Annotated in this window: 17 protein-coding genes; 13 read left to right on the plus strand and 4 right to left on the minus strand. The window is 72.5% G+C overall.

Going from position 1 to position 19192, the window contains the following annotated elements; translation table 11 throughout:
* Positions 1-11 precede the first annotated feature (11 nt).
* Positions 12-2537 (minus strand): ATP-dependent Clp protease ATP-binding subunit, encoded by a 2526-nt coding sequence (locus AB0J12_RS01820; protein WP_363262282.1) that lies wholly within the window; start codon positions 2535-2537, stop codon positions 12-14.
* Between the two features lie 422 nt (positions 2538-2959).
* Here AB0J12_RS01820 and AB0J12_RS01825 point away from each other — a divergent pair, with 422 nt between their 5' ends.
* Entirely contained in the window at positions 2960-3358 is a 399-nt protein-coding gene (locus AB0J12_RS01825; protein ID WP_363262138.1) for a VOC family protein, read from the plus strand.
* On the opposite strand, the gene AB0J12_RS01830 is transcribed toward AB0J12_RS01825, so the two are convergent.
* The 3 genes from AB0J12_RS01830 to AB0J12_RS01840 all read right to left on the minus strand — a co-directional run bounded on the left by AB0J12_RS01830 (position 3344) and on the right by AB0J12_RS01840 (position 6573).
* On the minus strand, positions 3344-4039 hold the full coding sequence (locus AB0J12_RS01830) for a helix-turn-helix transcriptional regulator (RefSeq protein WP_363262139.1): 696 nt from the start codon (positions 4037-4039) through the stop codon (positions 3344-3346). The two genes, AB0J12_RS01825 and AB0J12_RS01830, sit on opposite strands and share 15 nt — an antisense overlap.
* A 106-nt stretch (positions 4040-4145) precedes the next feature.
* The gene (locus AB0J12_RS01835) at positions 4146-5081 is read right to left on the minus strand and encodes an AraC family transcriptional regulator (protein ID WP_363262140.1); all 936 of its coding nucleotides are present in this window, start codon (positions 5079-5081) and stop codon (positions 4146-4148) included.
* A 325-nt stretch (positions 5082-5406) separates the two neighbouring features.
* Complete coding sequence (locus AB0J12_RS01840; protein WP_363262141.1) at positions 5407-6573, minus strand: YihY/virulence factor BrkB family protein; 1167 nt, start codon at positions 6571-6573, stop codon at positions 5407-5409.
* A 135-nt stretch (positions 6574-6708) separates the two neighbouring features.
* On the opposite strand from AB0J12_RS01840, the gene AB0J12_RS01845 reads away from it, so the two are divergent.
* The 12 genes from AB0J12_RS01845 to AB0J12_RS01900 all read left to right on the plus strand — a co-directional run bounded on the left by AB0J12_RS01845 (position 6709) and on the right by AB0J12_RS01900 (position 19168).
* Positions 6709-8343 carry an acyl-CoA dehydrogenase family protein gene (locus AB0J12_RS01845; protein ID WP_363262142.1) on the plus strand — a complete coding sequence of 545 codons (1635 nt, stop codon included), beginning with the start codon at positions 6709-6711 and terminating at the stop codon, positions 8341-8343.
* Positions 8344-8628: 285 nt separating this feature from the next.
* On the plus strand, positions 8629-9906 hold the full coding sequence (locus tag AB0J12_RS01850) for a GAF domain-containing protein (RefSeq protein WP_363262143.1): 1278 nt from the start codon (positions 8629-8631) through the stop codon (positions 9904-9906).
* 148 nt (positions 9907-10054) lie between these two features.
* Positions 10055-11290, plus strand: coding sequence for a hypothetical protein (locus AB0J12_RS01855; protein ID WP_363262144.1), 1236 nt, complete (start codon positions 10055-10057; stop codon positions 11288-11290).
* A gap of 129 nt (positions 11291-11419) precedes the next feature.
* Entirely contained in the window at positions 11420-11992 is a 573-nt protein-coding gene (locus AB0J12_RS01860; RefSeq protein WP_363262145.1) for a GNAT family N-acetyltransferase, read from the plus strand.
* A 127-nt stretch (positions 11993-12119) separates the two neighbouring features.
* Positions 12120-12203 carry a putative leader peptide gene (locus tag AB0J12_RS01865; protein ID WP_363262283.1) on the plus strand — a complete coding sequence of 28 codons (84 nt, stop codon included), beginning with the start codon at positions 12120-12122 and terminating at the stop codon, positions 12201-12203.
* Between the two features lie 123 nt (positions 12204-12326).
* Positions 12327-14027, plus strand: coding sequence for a nitrite/sulfite reductase (locus AB0J12_RS01870; RefSeq protein ID WP_363262146.1), 1701 nt, complete (start codon positions 12327-12329; stop codon positions 14025-14027).
* A complete protein-coding gene (locus AB0J12_RS01875; RefSeq protein WP_363262147.1) occupies positions 14024-14203 on the plus strand; it encodes a hypothetical protein in 180 nt (59 codons plus the stop codon). Before AB0J12_RS01870 ends, AB0J12_RS01875 begins: the two co-directional genes overlap by 4 nt.
* Entirely contained in the window at positions 14200-14910 is a 711-nt protein-coding gene (locus AB0J12_RS01880) for a phosphoadenylyl-sulfate reductase (protein WP_363262148.1), read from the plus strand. The genes AB0J12_RS01875 and AB0J12_RS01880 overlap by 4 nt, the downstream gene beginning before the upstream one ends.
* Positions 14907-15470 (plus strand): adenylyl-sulfate kinase, encoded by a 564-nt coding sequence (gene cysC, locus AB0J12_RS01885; RefSeq protein WP_363262149.1) that lies wholly within the window; start codon positions 14907-14909, stop codon positions 15468-15470. The genes AB0J12_RS01880 and cysC overlap by 4 nt, the downstream gene beginning before the upstream one ends.
* Positions 15471-15561: 91 nt before the next feature.
* Positions 15562-16500 (plus strand): sulfate adenylyltransferase subunit CysD, encoded by a 939-nt coding sequence (gene cysD / locus AB0J12_RS01890; RefSeq protein WP_363262150.1) that lies wholly within the window; start codon positions 15562-15564, stop codon positions 16498-16500.
* 2 nt (positions 16501-16502) lie between these two features.
* Positions 16503-17837, plus strand: coding sequence for a GTP-binding protein (locus AB0J12_RS01895; protein ID WP_363262151.1), 1335 nt, complete (start codon positions 16503-16505; stop codon positions 17835-17837).
* A gap of 218 nt (positions 17838-18055) precedes the next feature.
* Positions 18056-19168, plus strand: coding sequence for an aliphatic sulfonate ABC transporter substrate-binding protein (locus AB0J12_RS01900; protein ID WP_363262152.1), 1113 nt, complete (start codon positions 18056-18058; stop codon positions 19166-19168).
* The last annotated feature ends 24 nt before the right edge of the window (positions 19169-19192 follow it).

Raw genomic sequence — 19192 nt, forward strand, 5'->3', positions numbered from 1 at the left:
CCGACGGTCCGTCACGGGGCCGCCGTGGCGCCTTCGGCTCCCGGCGCCACCTGCGCGTAGTGCTCCACCCGGCAGATCAGGGCGTCGCCCACGACGTCGGCGACGATCGTGTCACCGGGGCCGGCCTCGTCGGCCAGCAGCAGGGAGGCGATGCGGTTGTCGAGTTCGGCCTGGATGGTGCGGCGCAGCGGGCGGGCGCCGAACTCCGGCTGGTGGCCGTGCGCGACGAGCAGCTTCTTCGCCGCCTCGGTGACCTCCAGGTCCATGCCCTGGGCGCGCACCCGGCGCCGGCTGGCGTCCAGCAGCAGGTCCACGATCCGGTCCAGGTCGGGTTCCGTGAGGGCGTGGAAGACGACGATGTCGTCGATCCGGTTGAGGAACTCCGGCAGGAACCGGCCGCGCAGGTCCCGCATCAGCTCCTCCTTGATGGCGCCGACGTCACCGTGGCGGGCGAGGATGCGCTGGGCGCCGATGTTGGAGGTCATCACGACGACCGTGTTGCGGAAGTCGACCGTGCGGCCCTGGGCGTCGGTGAGCCGCCCGTCGTCGAGGACCTGCAGCAGTGTGTTGAACACGTCCGGGTGAGCCTTCTCCACCTCGTCGAACAGCAGCACGCTGTACGGCTGGCGGCGCACTTTCCCGGTGAGCTGGCCGGCCTCCTCGTGGCCGACGTATCCGGGCGGGGCGCCGACGAGCCGGGAGACGGTGTGCTTCTCCTGGAACTCGCTCATGTCGAACCGCACCAGCCGGTTCTCGTCGCCGAAGAGCAACTCGGCGAGCGCCTTGGCCAGTTCCGTCTTGCCGACGCCGGTCGGGCCGAGGAAGAGGAAGGAGCCGACGGGCCGGTTCGGGTCGCCCATGCCGGCCCGGTTGCGGCGCACCGCCTGGGCGATCGCGGTGACCGCCTCGTCCTGGCCGACGACCCGGGAGTGCAGGGCGTCCTCCAGTTTCAGCAGGCGCTCCTTCTCGGTCTGCGTCAGCTGGGCCACCGGGATGCCGGTGCGCCGGGAGAGGACCTCGGCGATGTCGGCGGCGGTGACCTCCATGACGCCCTCGCGGCGTTCCACCACACCGGCGATCTCGCCCTCCACCTCGGCGATACGGTCCTTGAGTCCGGCGGCCTTCTCGAAGTCCTCGGCGGCGACGGCCTGGTCCTTCTCCCGGTTCAGCTTGGCCAGCCGGTCCTCGCGCTCGGCGACCTCGGTGGACCTGCCCAGCGAGCGCAGCCGCACCCGCGCCCCGGCCTGGTCGAGCAGGTCGATGGCCTTGTCGGGCAGGAAGCGGTCGGTGACGTAGCGGTCGGACAGCGCGGCCGCGGCGGCGAGCGCGTCGTCGGTGTAGCGGACCTGGTGGTGGGCCTCGTAGGAGTCGCGCAGGCCCTCCAGGATCTGCACTGTCTCCTCGACGCTGGGCTCGGGCACCGTCACCGGCTGGAAGCGGCGCTCCAGCGCGGCGTCCTTCTCCACGTAGCGCCGGTACTCGTCGAGGGTGGTCGCGCCGACGACGTGCAGTTCACCGCGGGCGAGGGCGGGCTTGAGAATGTTCCCGGCGTCCATCGAGCCCTCGCCGGTGGCGCCGGCGCCGACGACGGTGTGCAGCTCGTCGATGAACAGGATCGTCGACTCGGCGGTGGCCTTGACCTCGTCGATGACGTTCTTCAGCCGCTCCTCGAACTGCCCCCGGTACTGGGCGCCCGCGATCAGCCCGGTCAGGTCCAGGGCGACGACCCGCTTGTCCTTCAGCGTCTGCGGCACGTCACCGGCGACGATCCGCTGCGCGAGGCCCTCCACGATCGCGGTCTTGCCGACGCCGGGCTCGCCGATGAGGACCGGGTTGTTCTTCGAGCGGCGGGAGAGGACCTCCACGGTCTGCTCGATCTCCTCGGCGCGGCCCACGACCGGGTCGAGCTTGCCGGCCCTGGCCTCCTCGGTGAGGTCGCGGCCGTACTCGTCGAGGGTGGGGGTCGTACTCGCCGGACGGCTCTCGGCCCGGTCCGGGCGTGCGGTGGTCTCGGCCGCGCGGCGCAGCCCGTCGAGTTCCATGCCGGATCCGGTGAGCAGCCTGGCGGCCGCCGCGTCCGGCGTGTCCAGCAGCGCGCCGAGGATGTGCTCCGGTCCGATGTACGACACGCCGGTCGCCTGCGAGCGGGCATGGGCGCGCAGCAGCACCCGTTTGGCGGCCGGGGTGAGGCCGGGCTGCGCCGAGGGGGTGCCGCTCTCGCCGGGCAGCACGGCGGCGATCTTCTTGGCCAGGTCGTCCGGTTCGAGACCGGCCTGGGACAGCAGACCACGGGCCGGCTCGACCTGGGTGCAGGCCCACAGCAGGTGCTCGGTGTCCAGGTCGGCGCTGCCGTCCTCGGCGGCCTTGCGGGTCGCGCGGTTGATCAGGTCCTGCGCGGACTCGGTCAGCAGCCGCCCGATCGGCACCCGCTGCACCTGCGGCGGGGAGGCCCCCGGGGACATCCCGAAGAACCGGTTGAGGATCTCCGAGAAGGGGTCCTGGCCGCCGAAGGAGGCACCGAAGGGGGACATCGTCATGATCGCCGTCCGGAACGTGGAGGGGCAGGGAGTCAGGCGGGCAGGAGCCATGGAGGGCGAGCTCCGTCGGCGCACCGCGCGCACACGGGCCGGTCCACGGCGACCGCTCTCCAGTGGAACAACAGGGAGACGACCCCGCAACGCGAGGCCGCGCGAGCGTCAGGCGGTCGAGCAGCCCGCCCGTGAAATGCGCGGGCCGGCGGCTGCTCCCAGCGCGGGCGGGCCACTGCGTGTCGGCGTCGGCGCCCGGCCCGGAGCGGCTGCCGCCCCCTGCCCGACGCGCTGGACACCGACCTCGACTGCGCCGGGGGACCGCTCGGCGAGGTCGTTCACGGGAGCCGGCGCGGACGGCCGGTGACGTTCGAGCAGGGGCGTCCGATTCCTTCAAGACGGGCGGTCACGCCCGTCCCTACGGTGGCCGTATGACTCCACGATTCGATGCCATCGGGCTGGTGGTCTCCGACATGGCCGCCTCCGTCACCTTCTACCGGCGGCTCGGGTTCGCGTTCCCCGAGGGGGCCGAGCGCGAGCCGCACACCGAGGCCGAGTTGCCCGGCGGGCTGCGGCTGCTGCTGGACACCGAGGACACCGTGCGCTCCTTCCACCCCGGGTGGCGGCCGCCGACGGGCGGCTCCCGGGCGGGCCTCGCCCTGCGCTGCGCGGGGCCGCAGGAGGTCGACACGGTGTACGAGGAGATGGTGGGCGCCGGGTACCACGGCGAGCTGAAACCGTGGGACGCGTTCTGGGGACAGCGCTACGCGGTGCTGCACGATCCCGACGGCACCGGCGTCGACCTGTTCGCGCCGCTAGCCCAGGGCTGAGCGGCGCAGCAGCTCACCGAGCGGCATGCCGGCCAACTCCCGTACATCACGGGCGAGATGGGCCTGGTCGGCGTATCCGGCGCGCGTCGCTGTCTGCGCGGACGGGATGCCGGAGCGGGCCAGGGCGAGGGCGCGCTGGAGCCGCAGGACGCGGGCGAGGGTCTTCGGGCCGTAACCGAAGGCGGCCAGCGAGCGGCGGTGCAACTGGCGGGCGCTGAGGCCGAGTTCGTCGGCCGTGGCGCCGACGGGGCGGCCCGCGCCCAGCGCGTCGACCAGGTGCCGGAGCAGCGGGTCGGGCGGCTCGGCGTCGGCGGCGCGGCGCAACGCCGTCTCCTCCAGCGCCCGCGCGGGGTCGCCGGCGGCGGCGATGCGGGCGGCCAGCCGCCGTACCCCGTCGGCGGGCCACAGGTCGGCCAGGTCGACGCGGCGGTCGCGCAGTGCGTGCGCGGGGACGCCGAGCAGGGCCGGGGCGGTGCCGGGGAAGAAGCGCACGCCGACGTACGGGGCGGGCGGCCCCGCCGGCATGGACGCGCGGGTGTCGGGCCCGGCGACGATCAGCCGTCCCTCGCTCCACATCAGGTCCATGCACCCGTCGGGCAGCACGGGCAGCGCACCGCCACCCGAGGGACGGTTCGTCCACACGACGGCCCCGGGCATCCGCGACGCCCACTCCGCATACACACCGCCAGGCTACGCGCGCGCCTGCGGCGACCGGCCACTCGGCGCCGGCGCGGGGCCGGGGCGGCCGGCGGCGCGGGGGGCGACGTGGCGGTGGCGCCGTCCCTCCCTACGCCTCCCCCGTGCGGTACTGCTGCGGGCTCACCCCGTACGCCCGTTTGAATGCTGTCGAGAGGGCGAAGGCGCTGCCGTAGCCGACCTGGTGGGCTATCGCGGCGAGGGTGCCGTCCGTGTCGCGGAGGCGGTCGGCGGCCAGGGCCAGGCGCCAGGCCGTGAGGTGGGCCATCGGGGACTCGCCGACCAGCGCGGTGAACCGGCGGGCCAGCGCCGCCCGGGAGACGCCGGTCTTGGCGGCGAGCGCGGCCACCGTCCAGGGGTGCGCCGGGTCGTCCTGGAGCAGTCGCAGCGCGCGGCCGACGACGTGGTCGGCGAGCGCCCGGTACCAGGCGGGGGCCTCGGCCTGCGGGCGGGAGAACCACGCCCGCAGCGCGGCGATGACCAGCAGGTCCAGCAGGCGGTCGAGGACGACCTCCTGGCCGGGTTCGTCGCGCACGATCTCGTCCGTCAGGATCGGCGTGAGGGGGCACGGCCACTCGTCCGCGCTCAGCGTCAGCAGCGGCGGCAGGGCGTCCAGCAGACGGCCGGAGATCTCACCCTGCAGCGGATACGTGCCGATGAGCAGCACCGTCGCGCCGTCGAGCCGGGTGCCCCAGCTGCGCACCCCGAGGTCCATGGAGCCGTTCAGCGCGCGACCGTCGGGGTAGGTGCAGCGCCCGCCGGGCAGGATGACGGCCTGCGGTTCGGTCGCCGGGTCGTCGGCGCAGGTGTAGGCGCCCGGGCCGCGTGCGATGGCGAGGTCACCGGCCCGCAGCCGGACCCGCTCCCCCGTGTCCGGCACGATCCAGGTCTCGCCGCGCACCGCCAGCATCACCGTCAGCGGCGCCCGGTCCTCCACCCGCACGCTCCACGGCGGGTCGAAACACGCCCGGATCATGAACGCGCCACGGGCGCGGGGCCCCTCCAGGAGGGATGCGAGGGCGTCCATGAGGGGCAGCGTAGACGCCCGTCCGCGGAACCATCCGTTCCGCACCCGGCGACGGCCCCTGACCAGGGTTCACGCCTGGCCCGCTCGCGCCTCCCGCCTCCCGCCTCGCGGCAGGCGTCACGGGCGGCACGCGGCACCCGGCAACCGGCAACCGGCAACCGGCAACCGGACCGCAGCGCAGCGCAGCCCGCGGCTCAAGCTCTCGGCACACTGCCCGCCGCCCACCGCACCGCGGTCGTCTGCCGACCGGCCACAACGTCCCCACCCGACCCCACCCCGCCGGCCCTCCGGACAACCCCCGGCACCACACCGCCCCCCGGCGGCCTCACTTCTCCGCCGGGCCGCCCTCCTCGCCATGAGGTTTGTGCGTGCTCTTCGCATGCGTGCGCAGGCGCCCCGTCACATCCTCCGGCGGAAGGAAGCGGGACCAGCGTTCGGGGAACTCCGACGGCATGTCGGGGTCGTCGGGGTCGTCCGGCTCGAGCTCGCGGGTCGCCGTGGCCCGGGCGACGTAGTCGGCGACCTGGGCCTCGCGCACCCGCTCCTGCGCGGCGCGCGCCGCGGCCGTGGCGGCGGCCGGCCACACCCGGTCGATCGCGGCGTTGACCGCGGCCCCGACGAGCACGGCGAACGCGGACACACCGATCCACAGCAGCACGGCGACCGCGGCCGCCAGCGAGCCGTAGATCGTCGCGCCCTCGATGGTGTGCTGGAGGTAGATCCGCAGCAGGAAGCTCCCGAGCACCCACATCGCCAGGGCGACGAGCGCGCCGGGCACGTCCTCGATCCACGGCGAGCGCACCGGCACGGACACGTGGTACAGCGTGGTCAGGAAGGCGATCGACAGCACGATCACCACCGGCCAGTACAGGACCTGCACGACCGTCGTCGACCACGGCAGGATCCCCACCACCGCGTCCGGCCCGGCGACCATCAGCGGCAGCGCGATCGAGCCGATCAGCAGCGCCACGACGAACAGCAGGAACGACACGAGCCGGGTCTTGACGATGCCGCGTACGCCGTCGAGGCCGTACATGACGGTGATGGTGTCGATGAAGACGTTCACCGCGCGCGAACCCGACCACAGGGCGAAGACGAAGCCGACGGAGATGACGTCGGGCCGGCCGCCCTTGAGGACGTCGTCGAGGATCGGTTGCGCGATCTCCCGCACGCCCCGGTCGGACAGGACCGTGCGGGACGCCTCCAGCAGGTTGTTCCTGAGGCTGGTGATGGTGTCGGTGCCGGTCCAGGCGTCGACGTAACCGAGCAGGCCGATGAGGCTCAGCAGCAGCGGCGGCACCGACAGCAGCGAGAAGAACGCCGCCTCGGCGGCCAGGCCCAGGATGCGGTACTCGATGCAGGAGTTGACGGTGTCCTTCAGCAGCAGCCAGGCGGTCCGCCGCTTGGAGACGTTCCGGTAGAGCGCACGCGCCCGGTGCAGACGACCGGAGGGGCTCGGCGGGGGCTCGGGTGACTGACTTGCTGACTGCACGCCCTAAAGGTATCCGCCGCGGGACGGTGCGCTCACATCGCAGGTCGCCCCGGCGCAGGCCGGCCCCGGGCGGGCGGGCACGGGCCCCGTGTCGGGCGGGTCATGAGCGCGCGACCGGCGGGTAGGTTGCCGTACATGGCAGGCAGCACGCACACCGTGACCAACCAGCCGGAGCCGCTGGCCGGGTACGACGTCTTCTCCGCCGACCGCGCACTGGTGGCCGCGGTGCGGCGGCACCTGGATCCCGGCCTGCACGACGAGGCACTGGCCGAGCTGTCCGGGCTGGGCCGCTCGGCGGGGTCGGCGCAGGTGCAGGAGTGGGGGGCGCAGGCCAACGACGACCCGCCCCGGCTGCGCACCCATGACCGCTACGGCAACCGGATCGACGAGGTCGACTTCCACCCGGCCTGGCACCGGCTGCTCGGCAAGGGCGTCGGGGCGGGCCTGACCTCGGCGTGGAACCGGCCGGGCGGGCATGTGCGGCGGGCGGCCGCGTTCGCCGTGTGGACGCAGGTCGAGGCGGGCAACACCTGCCCGCTGTCGATGACCCACGCGGCCGTGCCCGCGCTGCGCACCGATCCGGAGCTGGCCGCCGAGTGGGAGCCGCGGCTGACGTCCACCGTCTACGACCGGGGACTCAAGCCGGCGGCGGACAAGGCGGGCGTGCTGTTCGGGATGGGCATGACCGAGAAGCAGGGCGGCAGCGACGTCCGGGCGAACACGACGGCCGCGCGGCCGCTGGCGCAGGAGGGGACGTACGAGCTGACCGGGCACAAGTGGTTCTGCTCGGCGCCGATGTCGGACGGTTTCCTGGTGCTGGCCCAGGCGCCCGGGGGCCTGACCTGTTTCCTGGTGCCGCGGGTGCTTGAGGACGGCTCGCGCAACGTCTTCCTGATCCAGCGGCTGAAGGACAAGCTCGGCAACCGGTCGAACGCCTCCGCGGAGGTGGAGTTCGCCGGGACGTGGGCGCGCCGGGTCGGCGAGGAGGGGCGCGGGGTGCCGACCATCATCGGGATGGTCGCGGCGACCCGGCTGGACTGTGCGCTCGGCTCGGCGGGGCTGATGCGGCAGGCCGTCGCCCAGGCGGTCCACCACTGCGCCCAGCGGGAGGCGTTCGGCGGGAAGCTGATCGACAAGCCGCTGATGCGCAACGTTCTGGCCGATCTGGCGGTGGAGTCGGAGGCGGCGACGACCTTGGCGCTGCGGCTCGCCGCGGCCTGTGACGAGGACAGCGAGCAGGCGCGGGCGCTGCTGCGGATCGCGGTGCCGGCGGCGAAGTACTGGGTGACCAAGCGGTGCGCGCCGTTGATCGTGGAGGCCGCCGAGTGCCTGGGCGGCAACGGGTATGTGGAGGAGTCGGGGCTGCCCCGGCTGGTGCGCGAGTCGCCGCTGAACTCGATCTGGGAGGGCGCGGGCAATGTGCAGGCCCTGGACGTGCTGCGGGCGCTGCGGCGTGAGCCGGCCGCGCTGGACGCGTATCTGCGGGAGGTCGGGCAGGCGCGCGGCGCGGACCACCGGCTGGACGCGGCGATCAAGGACCTGCTGACGGAACTGGCCGATCTGGAGGGCGTCGAGGCGCGGGCCCGGCGGCTCACGGAGCGCCTCGCGCTGGTTCTGCAGGGATCGCTGCTGGTGCGGTTCGCGCCGCCGGAGGTGGCGGACGCCTTCTGCGCCGGGCGGCTGGGCCACGACGGCGGCGCGGCCTTCGGGACGCTGCCGCACACCCTGGACCTGGCGTCGGTCGTGGAGAGGGCCCGGCCCGCTTCCTGAGCGGTTCGTACGGGGGGTGGTGCTGCGCCGACACGGCACCACCCCCGCGCAATGGCCCATGCAAGGCCAGGTACGCCGCTCGGGGACGGCGTAGCTCAAGTTTCAACGAATCGAGCGGCGGTCCACCAGGGTTGCAGGGGGTTGCAACACTTGTCCGGAGTGGGTCCCTCCGTCCCCGGGGGTCGGCAGTATGAATCCGATCCGGCACAACCAGCGGAACAGACCGGAAACGATCCCCGTTCAGGGTTGACATCCGGCATGCACGACCCTTTCCGGGAGGACCCAGTGGCGAACTCGCCGATCAACGTGACGCATCTCGCCGCCGTCGACGCGGCGCGCGCGGCGCGGGTGCTCAGCGAGGTGCGCGCGGCCGCGCTCGCGGGGCAGCGGACGCGGGTCGCGCCCCGGCCGGTGATCGAGGAGTCCTGGGGGCGCATGCTGCGCAGCGGGGTCGATCCGGAGCACGACTTCCGCTCCGATCTTCTGAGCGACGAGGAGCTGCGCCGGCGCCGCGACCACTCGCCTCTGAAACAGGTGCTGCCGGTGCTGCGCCAGGGCCTGCTGTCGGTGGCCGACGTCGCCCGGCACATCATGGTGGTCGCCGACGCCGACGGCCGGTTGCTGTGGCGGGAGGGCTGTGCGCCGGTGCTACGCAAGGCCGACGACCTCGGCTTCCAGCTCGGCGCGGACTGGCGCGAGGACGTCGTCGGCACCAACGGCGTCGGCACCCCGGCGGTGGTGCGCAGGCCGGTACAGGTCTTCGCCGGCGAGCACTTCGTGCGCAGCCAGACCTCCTGGACGTGTACGGGCGCGCCGATCACCGACCCGCGCGACGGGAAACTGCTCGGCGTGGTCGACGTCAGCGGTCCGCTGGACACGATGCATCCGGCCACGCTGGCCTGGGTGGACTCGGTGGCCAAGCTGGCCGAGGCGCGGCTGCGCGAAGTGCACCTGGACACGCTGGAGCGGCTGCGGGCGGTGGCGGCGCCGGTGCTGGCGCGGGTGGGCGGCCGGGCGCTGGTGGTGGACCGGGACGGCTGGACGGCCGCCGTGACGGGGATGCCGTACACCGGGCGGGTGGCCCTGCCGCGGGGGGTGCGGGCGGGGCGGCGGTGGCTGCCCGCGCTCGGCGTGTGCTCGCTGGAGCCGCTGGCGGGCGGCTGGCTGGTGCGGGCCGTCGACGAGCCGCTGCCGCCGGGCGCGACCCGGATCGTGCTGGACCTCGCGCAGCCGCGCCGCTGGTCGGTGACCGTCACCTCGACGGCCGGCAGCTGGCGCCACGAACTGAGCCCCCGGCACGCGGAGTTGCTGTACCTGCTGGCGGTGCAGCGGACCGGGCGCAGTGCGGCGCAGCTGGCGCGGGACACGTTCGGCGACCCGGCGCGCACGGTGACGGTGCGGGCGGAGATGTCCCGGGTACGGCGGTATCTCGGGGGGTTCCTCGCCCACCGGCCTTATCGTTTCAGCGAGGACGCCGAGGTCGACCTGCTGCTCCCCGACGATCCCCGGGACCTGCTGCCCCACTCGACGGCGCCGGGCGTGGTGCGCGGCCGCACCACCTGAGCCGTGCCGTAGGGGGCATTTCGGGCAACTGGCCGGTCTGCGCCCGGCGGCGACCCCGCTGCCGTAGCATCCCCTACGGGTCACCCCACCTGCTCCTTGCTCAACGCGAGCAGCACAAGGCGCAGTTGGCCCGCCTCGGGAGGACGGTATGAAACATCGAGGACGGCACCGCCGGCGCAGGCGGGGTGCGGCACTGCGCGCGGTCCTGGCCGGGACCGCCCTCGCACTGACCGCCGCGGCCACCATGATCAGCGCCTCGCAGGCCACGGTCGCCGACGACCCGGGCCCACTGAAACGGCTCGCCTCAGCCGGCGGTCCCGACGCGCCGCCGCTGGCCGCCGAGCCGGTACCGCGGGACACCCTGGACCGGCTCGCCACGGCAATGGGGCAGCCGGTCGGCATGGACGCGGTGCTGCGCGGCGCCGACCACACCCTGCGCCCCGCCGACGACTGCCCGGCCGACGAGAAGCGGGCGCTGCCCGTCGCGCCTGCCGCCACGCGCGCGTACTGCTTCCCCGGCGCCGACACCGCCACCTGGCGGCCGGGCGCCGTGGCCGTGTCCGGCGACGGCACCGGCCGGGTGCTGGCCTCCGCCTGGTCCCGCGACGCTCTCGCCAAGGTGGCGTTCGTCGACGCGAGCGACCCGCGCCACCCCGCGTACAGCTGGGCCCTGCTCGCCCTCCCGGTGGACGGCGGCCGCGACTACCGCGCCCTGACCTCGGACGTCTCCGGCATGGTCTGGGACCACGACACGCTGCTGGTGACCGCCGGCCCGCGGGACCGGGCGGCGCTGTACGCCTTCGACATGCGCCGCGCGCTGCGGGCGGACGTCGACAGCGCGGCCGTCGGCCGGCTGCCCGGCGGCTGGTCGGCGGCCGGGGCCCGGTTCGTGCTGCCGGCCGTGGCCTCCTATGTGCCGGTGGGCGATACGCCACGTGCCGCCGGGCTGGGCCTGGACCGCACCGGGGCGCGGGCCGCGCTGGCCGTGGCCGAGCGGGTACCGGCCGGCGAGCACCGTCCGACCCGGCTGTGGCGTTACCGGCTCGGCGCCGACGGCCTGCCGCTCACCGACACCCTCGGCCGGGCCGTACCGGACGCGGTGTACACGACGAAGGCGACCGAGGTGCGGGGCGTCCTGCCGTACGGCTCCCGCTGGTACCTGGCCCGCGCGGGCGGCGGCACGGACGACGGGCGGGGCACGCTGTGGCGCCAGGACGCGGACGGGGCCCGCACCACGGCGTGCGGCTCCGACGACACCCACCGGTGCTGGAGCGACCCGCCCCGGTCCCTGTCCTACGCCCCCGCCACCGGCGAGCTGTGGTCCGTCTCCGGCACCACGCTCTTCGCCGTACCCCTGACCACGCTGGACGCCGCCCTGCGCTGAGCCGCGCCGCCCGTGAGAGCGGGCCGGCGGCGGCTCGGCACGCCCCGAGGCGCCGCTCCCGTCTCGTGCCCCGCGTCCGGCGCGGTCCGGCGTCGACACGGCGGCGGACGGGATGATTCCCTGTCCACCATGGCCAACATCCCCGTGACCACCTGGTCCCTCGAGCAGACGTCCCCGTCCGATCTCCTGCCGGCCGCCGCGCCGGAGGGTGACGTGCGGATCGTGCGCGCCGAGGTGCCCTCACCCGAGTTCAGCCGTTTCCTGTACGCCTCGGTCGGCGGCGACATCCGCTGGACCGACCGGCTCGGCTGGAGCCACGCGCGGTGGCTGGAGCACCTGGACCGGCCCGGGGTGGAGACGTGGGTGGCGTACGACCGGGGGACGCCCGCGGGGTACGTGGAGCTGGAGGCGCAGGACGACGGGGTCGTGGAGATCGTGTACTTCGGTCTGATCCCCGCCTTCCGCGGGCGCCGCATCGGCGGCCACCTGCTGTCGTACGGCACCGCGCGCGCGTGGGACCTGGCCGAGCGCCGGCCCGGGCTCGCGCAGACCAAGCGGGTGTGGCTGCACACGTGCAGCAAGGACGGCGAGTTCGCCATGGACAACTACCGGCGCCGGGGCTTCACGCTGTTCGACACCAAGGTGGAGGAGGAACCGGACGCGCCGACTCCGGGTCCCTGGCCGGGTGCCTACCCTGCCTGACCTGCGCGGACAAGCCCCCGCACGCATCTTGTGACCGACGACACCCTTGTCTCATTCTACGGGACAAGGGTGTCCACATGACGGACGAAGCTGGACTGTGTCCAGATCGCCGTGCCACGCTTCCGTCATGTCCGGAACTGGAATCGCCTTGGTGAGTCGGCGTCACGTCGACCTCGGCCGCATGTCCAGCGCCATCTGTCCGACGCGCTGAGACCAGACAGCACCACCGGTTCCCCCATCCCGTCGCCGCCTGCGCAACGACGCGCACGTATGCCCCCATGCGCTTGTACGCGCAGGTCAGCCCTTCCCGCCGGTCCCGAAGGACGTATCAACCATGGCCGCCACCCCGCAGAACCCTGCCGCCTCCGCGCCCCGTCGCAAGGTGAGCCGTCACCGCGGCGAGGGTCAGTGGGCCGCGGGTCACTTCACCCCGCTCAACGGCAACGAACAGGTCAAGAAGGACGATGACGGTCTCAATGTGCGGACACGCATTGAGACGATCTACTCCAAGGCGGGCTTCGACTCGATCGACCCCAGCGACCTGCGTGGACGGATGCGCTGGTGGGGCCTGTACACCCAGCGCAAGCCCGGGATCGACGGCGGCAAGACCGCGATCCTGGAGCCGGAGGAGCTGGACGACCGCTACTTCATGCTGCGTGTCCGCATCGACGGCGGTGCGCTGACCACGCAGCAGCTGCGGGTGATCGGCGAGCTGTCGCAGGAGTTCGCGCGCGGCACGGCCGACATCACCGACCGGCAGAACGTGCAGTACCACTGGATCCGGATCGAGGACGTGCCCGAGATCTGGAACCGTCTCGAGGCCGTGGGCCTGTCCACGGTGACCGCCTGCGGTGACACCCCGCGTGTGATGATCGGCTCCCCCGTCGCGGGCATCGCCGAGGACGAGATCATCGACGGCACGCCGGCGCTGGAGGAGATGAAGCGCCGCGTCCTGAACAACCCGGCGTACTCGAACCTGCCGCGCAAGTTCAAGACCGCGATCTCCGGCTCGCCGGTGCTGGACGTGGTGCACGAGATCAACGACGTCGCGTTCGTCGGTGTCCGCCACCCCGAGCACGGCCCCGGCTTCGACGTGTGGGTCGGCGGCGGCCTGTCCACCAACCCCAAGCTGGGCGTGCGGCTCGGCGCCTGGGTGCCGATCGACGAGGTGCCGGACATCTACGAGGGCGTCGTGTCGATCTTCCGCGACTACGGCTACCGCCGGCTGCGCAACCGCGCCCGTCTGAAGTTCCTGGTCGCCGACTGGGGCCCGGAGAAGTTCCGGCAGGTCCTGGAGGACGAGTACCTGGGCGGACGCAAGCTGATCGACGGTCCCGCGCCGGAGCAGCCGGTGCAGCAGTGGCGCGACCACATCGGCGTCCACCGCCAGCAGGACGGCCGCTTCTACGTCGGTTTCGCCCCGCGCGTCGGCCGCGTCGACGGCTCCACCCTGACGAAGATCGCCGACCTCGCGGAGGCGCACGGCTCGGGCCGGGTGCGCACCACCGTCGAGCAGAAGATGATCGTCCTCGACGTCGAGCAGGAGCAGGTCGACTCGCTGGTCGACGAGCTGGAGGCGCTGGACCTCACGGCCCGCCCGTCCACGTTCCGGCGGGGCACCATGGCCTGCACCGGCATCGAGTTCTGCAAGCTCGCCATCGTCGAGACCAAGCAGCGCGGCTCCACCCTGATCGACGAACTGGAGCGCCGCCTGCCGGAGTTCGACGAGCCGCTCACCATCAACCTCAACGGCTGCCCGAACGCCTGCGCCCGTATCCAGGTCGCGGACATCGGTCTCAAGGGCCAGCTGGTCCTGAACGACCAGGGCGAGCAGGTCGAGGGTTACCAGGTGCACCTCGGCGGCGCGCTCGGCCTTCAGGCCGGCTTCGGCCGCAAGGTGCGCGGTCTGAAGGTGACCGCGGACGAGCTGCCGGACTACATCGAGCGGGTGCTCAAGCGGTTCCAGGCCGAGCGCCAGGACGGCGAGCGGTTCGCGGCCTGGGCGGCCCGTGCCTCCGAGGAGGCCCTGTCGTGAGCGAGCGTGCGGCGCCCTTCTACTGCCCGTACTGCGGCGAGGAGGACCTGCGTCCTGGCGAGGAAGGTCACGGGGCCTGGGAATGCGCGGCGTGCAACCGCGCATTCCAGCTGAAGTTCCTCGGGCTGCTCGCCCGGGGACTGAAGCAGGCCGACAACCAAGGGGACTCGATATGACGACGGCTCACAAGGAGCGTACGGCCGACGAGTTGAAGGCGCTCGCCGAGCAGGCCGGCCGCGATCTGGAGGACGCTTCCGCGCTGGAGATCCTCCAGTGGGCGGTCGACACCTTCGGCAAGGGCTTCTGCGTGACCTCCTCCATGGAGGACGCGGTCGTCGCGCACCTCGCGTCCCGCGTGCTCAAGGGCGTGGACGTGGTGTTCCTGGACACCGGTTACCACTTCGAGGAGACCATCGGCACCCGTGACGCGGTGGAGGCCGTGATGGACGTCAACGTCATCACGCTGACCCCGCGCCAGACGGTCGCCGAGCAGGACGCCGAGTACGGTCCGAAGCTGCACGACCGCGACCCCGACCTGTGCTGCAAGCTGCGCAAGGTCCAGCCGCTGGAAGAGGGCCTGAAGGGCTACCGGGCCTGGGCGACCGGCCTGCGCCGCGACGAGTCCCCGACCCGGGCGAACACCCCGGTGGTCGGCTGGGACGACAAGCGGCAGAAGGTCAAGATCTCCCCGATCGCGCGCTGGACCCAGGACGACGTGGACGCCTACGTCACCGAGCACGGCGTACTGACCAACCCGCTGCTGATGGACGGCTACGCCTCCGTCGGCTGCGCCCCCTGCACCCGCAGGGTGCTCGAGGGCGAGGACGCGCGCGCCGGCCGCTGGGCGGGCCGCGCCAAGACCGAGTGCGGGCTGCACGGATGACGACGAACCATCAGGAGACTGACGTGACGAGCGGAGCCACCGTCTGGCTCACGGGTCTGCCGAGCGCCGGCAAGACCACCATCGCGTACGAGCTGGCGGGCCGGCTGCGGGCCGAGGGCCACCGTGTGGAGGTGCTCGACGGCGACGAGATCCGCGAGTTCATCTCGGCGGGCCTCGGCTTCAGCCGCGAGGACCGGCACACCAACGTGCAGCGCATCGGCTTCGTCGCCGAACTGCTCGCCCGCAACGGCGTGAAGGTGCTCGTCCCGGTCATCGCGCCGTACGCGGACAGCCGTGACGCGGTGCGCAAGCGGCACGAGGCGAACGGCACGACGTACCTGGAGATCCACGTGGCCACGCCGGTCGAGGTGTGCTCCGTGCGGGACGTCAAGGGCCTGTACGCCAAGCAGGCCGCGGGCGAGCTGAGCGGCCTGACGGGGGTCGACGACCCGTACGAGGAGCCCGAGACGCCCGATCTGCGGATCGAGTCGCAGAACCAGACCGTGCAGGAATCCGCGGCGTCCGTTCACGCGCTGCTCGCCGAAAGGGGACTCCTGTGAGCGACGCACGCGCGGCCGCCGGGCCGCAGACGACCACGAAGGCCGCACCTCTGCGCCGCGCGGGCGGAGAAGCGAACGAAAGGGGTGCAGCATGACGACCGTCGCCACCACCGCCCAGGAGGGCACGGACACCCCGTACGCCCTCTCGCACCTGGACGCCCTCGAGTCCGAGGCCGTGCACATCTTCCGCGAGGTCGCGGGCGAGTTCGAGAACCCGGTGATCCTGTTCTCCGGCGGCAAGGACTCGATCGTCATGCTGCACCTGGCGCTGAAGGCGTTCACGCCGGCGCCGGTGCCGTTCACCCTGCTGCACGTGGACACCGGGCACAACTTCCCCGAGGTCCTCGACTACCGCGACCGCACGGTCGAGAAGCACGGTCTGCGGCTGCACGTCGCCTCCGTGCAGGACTACATCGACCGCGGGGTGCTCAAGGAGCGCCCGGACGGCACCCGCAACCCGCTGCAGACGCTGCCGCTGACGGAGAAGATCCAGGCGGAGAAGTTCGACGCGGTCTTCGGCGGCGGCCGCCGCGACGAGGAGAAGGCCCGCGCCAAGGAGCGGGTGTTCTCGCTGCGCGACGAGTTCTCCCAGTGGGACCCGCGCCGCCAGCGCCCCGAGCTGTGGAACCTGTACAACGGCCGGCACGCGCCGGGCGAGCACGTCCGCGTCTTCCCGCTGTCCAACTGGACCGAGCTGGACGTGTGGCAGTACATCGCCCGCGAGGGCATCGAGCTGCCGCAGATCTACTACGCCCACGAGCGCGAGGTGTTCCAGCGCGCAGGCATGTGGCTGACCGCCGGCGAGTGGGGCGGCCCCAAGGACGGCGAGAGCGTGGAGAAGCGCCTGGTGCGCTACCGCACGGTCGGCGACATGTCCTGCACGGGCGCCGTCGACTCCGACGCCGACACGATCGAGAAGGTGATCGCGGAGATCGCCGCGTCCCGGCTCACCGAGCGGGGCGCCACCCGGGCCGACGACAAGATGTCCGAGGCGGCGATGGAAGACCGCAAGCGCGAGGGGTACTTCTAAAGATGAGCACGATCACGACCGAGGAACTCTCGGCCACCACCCTGCTGCGGTTCGCCACCGCCGGTTCCGTCGACGACGGCAAGTCCACGCTGGTGGGCCGGCTGCTGCACGACTCCAAGTCGGTCCTCACCGACCAGCTGGAGGCCGTGGAGCGCGTCTCGGCGAGCCGTGGCCAGGAGGGCCCGGACCTCGCGCTGCTCACCGACGGCCTGCGCGCCGAGCGTGAGCAGGGCATCACCATCGACGTGGCCTACCGCTACTTCGCCACCCCGCGGCGCCGGTTCATCCTGGCCGACACCCCGGGCCATGTGCAGTACACGCGGAACATGGTCACCGGCGCCTCCACCGCCGAGCTGACGGTGATCCTGGTCGACGCCCGCAACGGCGTCGTCGAGCAGACCCGCCGGCACGCGGCGATCGCCGCCCTGCTGCGGGTGCCGCACGTCGTGCTCGCCGTGAACAAGATGGACCTCGTCGGCCACGAGGAGAAGGTGTTCGCGGCCATCGCCGAGGAGTTCACCGCGTACGCCACCGAGCTGGGCGTGCCCGAGGTGACCGCGATCCCGATCTCGGCGCTCGAGGGCGACAACGTCGTGGAGCCGTCGGCGAACATGGACTGGTACGGCGGCCCGACCGTGCTGGAGCACCTGGAGACCGTCCCGGTCGCCCACGACCTGCGGCACTGCCACGCGCGGCTGCCCGTGCAGTACGTGATCCGGCCGCAGAGCGCCGAGCACCCCGACTACCGCGGCTACGCGGGCCAGATCGCCGCCGGCACCTTCCGCGTCGGCGAGTCCGTGACGGTGCTGCCGTCCGGGCGGGCCACGAAGATCGTCGGCATCGACCTGCTGGGCGAGTCCGTCGACGTGGCCTGGACGCCGCAGTCGGTGACCCTGCTCCTCGCGGACGACATCGACATCTCCCGCGGCGACCTGATCGTGCCCAGCAAGGACGCGCCGCCGACCACGCAGGACATCGAGGCGACCGTCTGCCACGTCGCCGACGCCCCGCTCACCGTCGGCCACCGGGTGCTGCTCAAGCACGGCACCCGCACCGTCAAGGCGATCGTGAAGGACATCCCGTCCCGGCTGACGCTGGACGACCTGTCCCTGCACCCGCACCCGGGGCAGCTCGCCGCCAACGACATCGGCCGTGTGAAGATCCGCACCGCCGAGCCGCTGCCGGTCGACTCCTACGCCGACTCGCGCCGCACCGGCTCCTTCATCCTGATCGACCCCAGCGACGGCACCACGCTGACCGCGGGCATGGTCGGCGAGTCGTTCGCCGCGCCCGAGCCGGTCAAGGACGAGTCCGACGACGACGGTTGGGACTTCTAGGACATGAACTCCTACGACTACTACGGGACGTTCGCGAAGGAGGGCGGCCGCGTCGGCAGCGGCGCCCTCGGCAGCGGACAGGGCGGAGTCGCGCGATGTGTGCGCTGACCGCTCCGACCCCCCACCCGACGTCCCGGAAGAGACGAAAACCTTCTGCCGACTTCCCGGCCACGACCTAGAAGACCGTGACCGCCGGGCCTCCGAGAGGACACCCTCCCGTGCCTGCCACACGCTCGACGCTCCTTCGCCGCGGCATCACCGCCGTGGCCGCTCTTCCCCTCGTCGCCCTCGCCGCCTGCGGCTACGGGTCCGAGGCCAAGGACGACTCGGCCGCCCAGAAGGTCGCCGCGGGCGCCACGAAGATCGACGGCCTGGACAAGGTCAAGATCGGTTACTTCGGCAACCTGACGCACGCGACCGCGCTGGTGGCCCGTCAGCAGGGCCTCTTCCAGAAGTCACTGGGCGCCACCAAGGCGGACTACCAGATCTTCAACGCCGGCCCCTCCGAGATCGAGGCGCTGAACTCGGGCTCGATCGACATCGGCTGGATCGGCCCCTCTCCGGCGATCAACGGCTACACCAAGTCCAAGGGCAAGAACCTGCGCATCATCGCCGGTTCGGCCTCCGGCGGTGTGAAGCTCGTCGTCGACCCGAAGAAGATCACGTCCGTGAAGGACGTCAAGGGCAAGAAGATCGCCACGCCGCAGCTCGGCAACACCCAGGACGTCGCGTTCCTGAACTGGATCGCCGAGCAGGGCTGGAAGGTCGACGCACAGAGCGGCAAGGGTGACGTCTCGGTCGTCCGCACCGACAACAAGGTCACCCCGGACGCCTACAAGTCGGGTTCCGTCGACGGCGCGTGGGTGCCGGAGCCGACCGCGTCCAAGCTGGTCGCCGAGGGCGCCAAGGTGCTGCTGGACGAGTCCGACCTGTGGCCGGACAAGAAGTTCGTGATCACGAACGTCATCGTGTCGCAGAAGTTCCTCAAGGAGCACCCGAAGGCCGTCGAAGCGGTGCTGAAGGCCTCCATCGAGTCCAACAAGTGGATCAACGCCAACCCTGAGCAGGCGAAGACCGCGGCCAACCAGCAGTTGGAGGCCGACTCGGGCAAGGCGCTGCCGGCCAAGGTCCTCGACCCGGCCTGGAAGTCGATCCAGTTCATCGACGACCCGCTGGCCTCGACGCTCGGCACCGAGGCCGACCACGCGGTCAAGGCAGGTCTGCTCAAGGAGCCCGAGCTGGACGGCATCTACGACCTCACCCTCCTGAACAAGGTGCTGAAGGCCGAGGGCAAGCCCGCAGTCGCCGACGCCGGACTCGGCGTCAAGTAAGCCCGACCACCCGTTCAGTCCCCA

It is taken from the genome of Streptomyces sp. NPDC049915 (assembly GCF_040656475.1).
Taxonomy (GTDB): Bacteria; Actinomycetota; Actinomycetes; order Streptomycetales; family Streptomycetaceae; genus Streptomyces.

What these genes read in the sequence shown, in the direction of transcription:
- AB0J12_RS01820 (WP_363262282.1), bottom strand. Translation starts at nt 2,537, where the DNA reads ATGACGATGTCCCCCTTCGGTGCCTCCTTCGGCGGCCAGGACCCCTTC.
- AB0J12_RS01825 (WP_363262138.1), top strand. Translation starts at nt 2,960, where the DNA reads ATGACTCCACGATTCGATGCCATCGGGCTGGTGGTCTCCGACATGGCC.
- AB0J12_RS01835 (WP_363262140.1), bottom strand. Translation starts at nt 5,081, where the DNA reads ATGGACGCCCTCGCATCCCTCCTGGAGGGGCCCCGCGCCCGTGGCGCG.
- AB0J12_RS01845 (WP_363262142.1), top strand. Translation starts at nt 6,709, where the DNA reads ATGGCAGGCAGCACGCACACCGTGACCAACCAGCCGGAGCCGCTGGCC.
- AB0J12_RS01855 (WP_363262144.1), top strand. Translation starts at nt 10,055, where the DNA reads ATGAAACATCGAGGACGGCACCGCCGGCGCAGGCGGGGTGCGGCACTG.
- AB0J12_RS01860 (WP_363262145.1), top strand. Translation starts at nt 11,420, where the DNA reads ATGGCCAACATCCCCGTGACCACCTGGTCCCTCGAGCAGACGTCCCCG.
- AB0J12_RS01865 (WP_363262283.1), top strand. Translation starts at nt 12,120, where the DNA reads ATGTCCGGAACTGGAATCGCCTTGGTGAGTCGGCGTCACGTCGACCTC.
- AB0J12_RS01870 (WP_363262146.1), top strand. Translation starts at nt 12,327, where the DNA reads ATGGCCGCCACCCCGCAGAACCCTGCCGCCTCCGCGCCCCGTCGCAAG.
- AB0J12_RS01880 (WP_363262148.1), top strand. Translation starts at nt 14,200, where the DNA reads ATGACGACGGCTCACAAGGAGCGTACGGCCGACGAGTTGAAGGCGCTC.
- cysC (WP_363262149.1), top strand. Translation starts at nt 14,907, where the DNA reads ATGACGACGAACCATCAGGAGACTGACGTGACGAGCGGAGCCACCGTC.
- cysD (WP_363262150.1), top strand. Translation starts at nt 15,562, where the DNA reads ATGACGACCGTCGCCACCACCGCCCAGGAGGGCACGGACACCCCGTAC.
- AB0J12_RS01895 (WP_363262151.1), top strand. Translation starts at nt 16,503, where the DNA reads ATGAGCACGATCACGACCGAGGAACTCTCGGCCACCACCCTGCTGCGG.